Annotated in this window: 6 protein-coding genes; 3 read left to right on the top strand and 3 right to left on the bottom strand. The window is 60.4% G+C overall.

The features are described from left to right. The 3 genes from IM317_RS08585 to ybbA form a co-directional block, all read right to left on the bottom strand. On the bottom strand, positions 1–496 hold a 496-nt coding region (locus IM317_RS08585; RefSeq protein WP_193362472.1), incomplete at its 3' end, for a porin. A gap of 183 nt (positions 497–679) precedes the next feature. Continuing rightward, positions 680–3,094: a putative ABC transporter permease subunit YbbP gene (gene ybbP / locus IM317_RS08580; RefSeq protein WP_033144813.1), complete on the bottom strand. Its 2,415-nt coding sequence runs from the start codon at positions 3,092–3,094 to the stop codon at positions 680–682. Beyond that, a complete protein-coding gene (gene ybbA, locus IM317_RS08575) occupies positions 3,091–3,777 on the bottom strand; it encodes a putative ABC transporter ATP-binding protein YbbA (RefSeq protein ID WP_033144812.1) in 687 nt (228 codons plus the stop codon). Before ybbA ends, ybbP begins: the two co-directional genes overlap by 4 nt. On the opposite strand from ybbA, the gene tesA reads away from it, so the two are divergent. From tesA to IM317_RS08560, 3 genes are read left to right on the top strand one after another with little or no spacing between them, the layout of a single operon-like run. Beyond that, on the top strand, positions 3,748–4,371 hold the full coding sequence (gene tesA / locus IM317_RS08570) for a multifunctional acyl-CoA thioesterase I/protease I/lysophospholipase L1 (protein ID WP_033144811.1): 624 nt from the start codon (positions 3,748–3,750) through the stop codon (positions 4,369–4,371). The genes ybbA and tesA overlap by 30 nt on opposite strands. A 28-nt stretch (positions 4,372–4,399) precedes the next feature. After that, complete coding sequence (locus IM317_RS08565) at positions 4,400–5,170, top strand: SDR family oxidoreductase (protein ID WP_033144810.1); 771 nt, start codon at positions 4,400–4,402, stop codon at positions 5,168–5,170. A 58-nt stretch (positions 5,171–5,228) separates the two neighbouring features. Next, a complete protein-coding gene (locus tag IM317_RS08560) occupies positions 5,229–6,083 on the top strand; it encodes a co-chaperone YbbN (RefSeq protein ID WP_023310624.1) in 855 nt (284 codons plus the stop codon).

Genomic DNA, 6,083 nt, shown 5'->3' with positions numbered 1-6,083 from the left:
ACTTTATTGTCTTCGGACAGTCGTAGTCCCAGATATCGGTTTTCGCGCCCACCACATCATAGTAAACGCTGTTCTGTTGACCGAAGGTCAGCGTACCCCAGGTATCGCTCTTCAGACCGGTGTAGAGCATACGACGCGTGGTGTCGTGTGCGCCGTCGGCGTAGTGGTGATCCCAGTTAAACTGCGCAGGAATATTGACACCCAGCTCGTAGTAGCTGATCCAGCTGATGTCATCAAACAGGTAGTAATCAGCCGCGAAACGGAAACGGGTGCCGCCGTCAAAGCCGTTACGCTTGTAGCTGTTTTTACCGTCGTCGCCGGTCATGTTCTGGAACTGAGGACGAATACTGCCGCCAACGGTAAAGTTCAGGCGGCTCAGCGGGTTACCCGCCTGAGGCTCCTGCTTAAGAACGGTGATTTCCGCCTGAGAAGCGAAGGTAGTCAATGCCACTGCCGCGCCGATCGTTGCCGCCAGCGCTGATTTTTTTATAGTCATTATTTTTCCTTAATAGACACGCTGCTAAATATTTAGCGGGTGAATATTAACTGGAAATAATCGGGCCGTGTGGTCGGGTTTTTAATGTTTTGTGCTACTAAATGAGTGGGTATTATCAGTTTGTGCTATTTAAACGCTGCGCACCGGCATTAAAACCCGGTGCGCAACTATCACCGTGCTAAATCAACTCGCAAACTGACGGAACAGGGCTTTGCCCTTTAACAGCCGCGTGCCGAGCCAGCCTCCGCAGAGAGAAAGCAGCACCGCGCCGCTGAGAGGCAGGATCAACCAGAGACGCCAGTCAGGCTCCCACGGGAAGTCGAAAACCTTTGTCTGCAGCACCGCCAGCGCCGTTTCCGCGCCAATGGCCGCTACCAGACCCGCCACCAGCCCCAGCAGCGCAAACTCGCTCCAGAGCGTCATCCGCAGCAGCCGCTTTCCAGCCCCCAGCGTGCGGTAGACCACCAGCTCCTGATGGCGCTGGCGCATGCCCACCTGCACCTGGGCCAGCAGCAACAGCACGCCGCAGAGGGTCACCAGCACCACCATCACCTCCAGCGCGCGGCTCACCTGCTCCAGCACCTGCCCCACCTGCTTCAGGATCGCCCCAATATCCAGCAGGCTGACCGTCGGAAACTCCCGGTTGAGCTGGGTCAGCATGCCGTTGCCATTTTCCCAGCGGAAACTGGTCAGCCAGCTCTGCGGCTGCCCGTCCAGCGCGCCCGGCGGGAAAATAAAGAAGAAGTTTGGCCGCAGGCTTTCCCAGTCCACTTTACGCAGGCTGGTGACTTTCGCGGTAAAATCCTGGGTATCGCCGGTAAAGGTCACGCTGTCCCCGAGCTTCACGTTCAGCCGCGTCGCCAGCCCCTCTTCCATCGACACCTCACCCGCTTTCGGCGGCCAGGTGCCCGCGGTTAGCGGGTTGTGGTCAGGGCGTTTCTCCTGCCAGGTCAGGTTCAGCTCGCGGTTCAGCGACTCGTCCTTGTTTCCGTCCGCTGGCTGGCCGTTGATCTGCGTCAGACGCGCGCGAACGATGGGATAGAACGACTCAGGGATAATGTGATGCTCCGCCAGGAAGCCCTTCAGCGGCGTGACCTGCTCAGGGGCAATGTTGATCAGGAAATAGTTCGGGCTTTCCGGGGGAAGCTGCTGCTGCCAGCGATCCAGCAGATCGCCGCGCAGCACTAACAGCAGCGCCAGCAGCATAAACGACAGCGAAAACGCCGACAGCTGGCTGAGCGTTGACCACGGCTGATGCAGCAGGCGGTTGACCGCCAGGCGCACGGGCAGGGATTTCACCGTGAGCCGCTTCAGGACGTTGAGCAGTATCCAGCCCAGCACGCCGCACAGCAGCGCCAGCACAACCGCGCCGGCCAGAACCGCCCACAGCAGCGTGCTGCCCCCCATCAGCCACGCCAGCAGCCCCACCGCCACGGCAATAATCACCGGAAGGTAGAACTTCAGCGGCCAGACGTTCGCCACCACATCGTTGCGAAGCACACGCAGCGGCTGCGTCGCGAGCAGCAGGCGGTACGGGCGTAGCCCCACCAGCAGCGAAATCACCGTCATCGCACCGATTGCCCACAGCCACGGCCAGAGGCTGGCCGGCGGCAAGGCGGCCGGGAGCACCGGCTTCAGCATCACCATCAGCAGTTTTTCAAACAGCAGCCCGATTATTCCGCCAGTAATCGCGGAGAGGACCAGCAGCATCAGCCACTGGCCGACAATCAGCTTGCGCAGCTGCGCCCTGCCCGCCCCCAGGGTTTTGAGGATCGCCACCAGGTCGTAACGGCTGCGGCAGTAGTGCCCCATCGCCACGGCAACCGCCGCCACCGCCAGCAGCAGGGTCAACAGTGCCGAAAGCAGCAGGAACTGCTGAGAACGTTCAAGAGATTTACCGAGCGCCCCTTCGTCCTGCTCCAGCCCGTACCAGCGGTGCTCCGGCTTGAGCTGCGGCAGAAGCCATTTTTCATACGCGTCAAGCTGGGCAGGCGTGCCGCCAAACTTATAGCGCCAGGTGACGCGGCTGCCCGGCTGTACAGCATGGGTTGCCGCGACATCCGCGGTGTTCATCAGCAGGCGCGGCGCGAGCTGGAAGGGGTTAAAGCCGGAATCGGGCTCCTGCACCACTTCCCCGGCAATGTTGAAGGTGGCGTCGCCGACGTCGATGCTATCGCCGGGTTTCAGGTTCAGAAGCGCCATCAGACGTGATGCCAGCAGCACCGTACCGGGCTTTGGCTTCAGCCCTGGCGGGTTGGTCTGCAGTTCGCCGTACATCGGGTAGATATCATCGACGGCTTTAACGCTGGCGAGCTGCGGCGTGTCGCCCGCAAACGTCATGGTCTGGAAGCTTATCTGCTCCCCCACCTTCAGCCCTTGTTTACGTGCTTCGTCAATCCAGCCCGACGGCACCGGGCGGGAGCTTTGCAGCGCCCGGTCACCCGCCATAAACTCCCGGCTCTGCTGGCTAAGCCCTTTTTCCATGCGGTCGCTGACGCTGCCGAGCGCCAGCACGCAGGCCACCGCCAGGCTTAGCGCCAGCCAGACAATCAGCAGCGAGGGCGAGCGCCACTCGCGCCAGAACCAGCGGGTAATCATGCCTCCTCCTGAAGAATACCGTTCACCAGCCGCAGGCGACGGTCGCAGCGGGCGGCGAGCTGCGGATCGTGGGTGACGAGGATCAGCGTGGTGCCGTGCTCGCGGTTGAGCGAAAACAGCAGGTCGGCAATCCGGTCACCGGTTTTACGGTCAAGGTTACCTGTGGGCTCATCGGCAAACAGGACTTCGGGACGACCGTTAAACGCCCGCGCCAGCGCCACGCGCTGCTGCTCACCGCCGGAAAGCTGTGCGGGAAGGTGGTCGAGACGCTTGCCCAGACCGAGCTGCTCCAGCAGCGCCTTCGCGTGCGCCCGGCTTTCACGGCTGTTTTCACCGCGCAACAGCGCCGGGAGTTCGACGTTTTCCAGCGCGTTCAGGGTGGGGATCAGCATGAAGGACTGGAAGACAAAACCAACGTGACGCGCGCGCAGCGCGGCCCGCGCCTCTTCATCAAGCTGGTGCAGCGGGTGCCCGACAAGGTGGACCTCGCCGCTGCTGCCGTCGTCCAGACCGGCCAAAATCGCCAGCAGCGTGGACTTGCCGGAGCCGGATTCGCCAATCAGCGCGATGGTTTCAGCGCGTTTGACAACGAGTTCAACTCCAGTAAGGATGGAAAGCTCGTGTTCCCCCTGACCGACGGACTTCTTAAGATGATGAACTTCAACACTGTTTTCCGCTGGCATTTGCCCTTCCTGTTTTTGATTCTGATGACCTTCCGCGCGGCGGCAGCGGACACGTTACTGGTTCTCGGCGACAGCCTGAGCGCAGGCTATCGCATGGCGGCCAGCGCGGCCTGGCCCGCGCTGCTCAACGACAAATGGCAGAGCAAGACGTCGGTAATCAACGCCAGCATCAGCGGTGATACCTCGCAGCAGGGCCTGTCGCGCCTGCCAGCACTGCTCAAACAGCATCAGCCGCGCTGGGTGCTGGTGGAGCTTGGCGGTAACGATGGATTGCGCGGTTTTCAGCCTCAGCAAACCGAGCAAACGCTGCGCACCATTTTGCAGGATATAAAAGCGGTAAACGCCCAGCCGCTGCTGATGCAAATTCGCCTGCCCGCCAACTACGGTCGTCGGTATAATGAAGCCTTTAGCGCGATCTACCCTAAGCTTGCCAAAGAGTTTGATATTCCGCTGCTGCCATTTTTCATGGAAGAGGTCTATCTCAAACCCCAGTGGATGCAAGACGACGGGATCCACCCCAATCGCGATGCTCAGCCGTTTATTGCCGACTGGATGGCAACGCGGCTGGCTCCTTTAGTTAAACATGACTCCTGATTAAGCGGAGATCCTGACAGGTAAAGTTATGCAAAAATCGGTCTTAATTACAGGATGTTCCAGTGGAATCGGCCTGGAAAGCGCGCTCGAACTGAAGCGCCAGGGGTTTCGGGTGCTGGCGGCGTGTCGCAAACCCGACGATGTCGAACGCATGAACGGGCTGGGCTTTACCGGCGTGCTGCTGGATATGGACTCGCCGGAGAGCGTTGAACGCGCCGCCGATGAAGTGATCGCGCTGACCGACAATCGTCTGTACGGGCTCTTTAACAATGCCGGCTACGGCGTGTATGGTCCGCTGGATACGCTCTCCCGCGAAACGCTGGAGAAACAGTTTTCGACCAACTTCTTCGGCGTGCATCAGCTCACCATGCGCCTGCTCCCCGCAATGCTGCCGCACGGTGAAGGGCGCATCGTGATGACATCGTCAGTGATGGGACTGATTTCCACCCCGGGCCGCGGCGCCTACGCCGCCAGCAAATATGCGCTGGAGGCCTGGTCCGACGCCCTGCGCATGGAGCTGCGCCACAGCGGCATCAAGGTCAGCCTGATTGAGCCCGGCCCGATCCGCACCCGCTTTACCGAAAACGTGAACCAGACCCAGGCGGATAAGCCGGTCGAGAACCCCGGCATTGCCGCACGTTTTACCCTCGGGCCAGAGGCGGTGGTGGCCAAAGTGCGCCATGCTTTTGAGAGCGAACATCCTAAAATGCGCTATCCGGTGACGCTGGTCACCCATGCCGTAGGCTGGTTAAAACGCCTGCTGCCGGGCCGGATGATGGACAAAATTTTGCACGATTGAGTTGAAGCGACGACGCTCATCCCCATGTAAAGAACAAACCGACAAAAGAGAAAGCCGCATGTCCGTACAGAATATCGTCAATATTACAGAAGCTAACCTGCAACAGACCCTTGAACAGTCGATGACCAAACCGGTCCTGTTCTACTTCTGGTCTGAACGCAGCCAACACTGCCTGCAGCTGACGCCGGTGCTGGAAAGCCTTGCCGCGCAGTACAACGGTCAGTTCATTCTCGCTAAGCTGGACTGTGACGCCGAGCCGATGGTGGCGTCTCAGTTTGGTCTGCGCGCCATTCCTACCGTCTATCTGTTCCAGAACGGTCAGCCCGTTGACGGTTTCCAGGGGCCGCAGCCGGAAGAGGCTATCCGCGCCCTGCTGGATAAAGTGCTGCCGCGTGAAGAAGAGCTGAAAGCGCAGGAAGGCATGGCGCTGATGCAGGAAGGTAAATACGACGAGGCGCTGCCGCTGCTCAAAGAGGCGTGGCAGCTGTCGAATCAGAACAGCCAGATTGGCCTGCTGCTGGCGGAAACGCAGATCGCCCTGCACCGTTCAGAAGACGCGGAAGCCGTACTCAAGACGGTTCCGCTGCAGGATCAGGACACCCGCTATCAGGGTCTGGTCGCGCAGATTGAGCTGCTGAAACAGGCCGCGGACACCCCGGAAATTCAGCAGCTGCAGCAGCAGGTTGCCGACAACCCGGCCGACGCCGCGCTGGCAAGCCAGCTGGCGCTGCAGCTGCACCAGGTGGGGCGTAACGAAGAGGCGCTGGAGCTGCTGTTCAGCCACCTGCAAAAAGACCTGGCAGCCGCAGACGGTCAGGCGCGCAAGATGTTCCAGGAAATTCTGGCCGCGCTGGGCACCGGAGACGCGCTGGCGTCGAAGTATCGTCGTCAGCTGTACGCGTTGCTCTACTAA

Source organism: Enterobacter cloacae complex sp. S3 (assembly GCF_014930495.1).
Lineage (GTDB): Bacteria > Pseudomonadota > Gammaproteobacteria > Enterobacterales > Enterobacteriaceae > Enterobacter > Enterobacter asburiae_B.
Note: the sequence above shows the minus strand (reverse complement) of the source record. Positions and strands in the feature narration are given on the sequence as shown.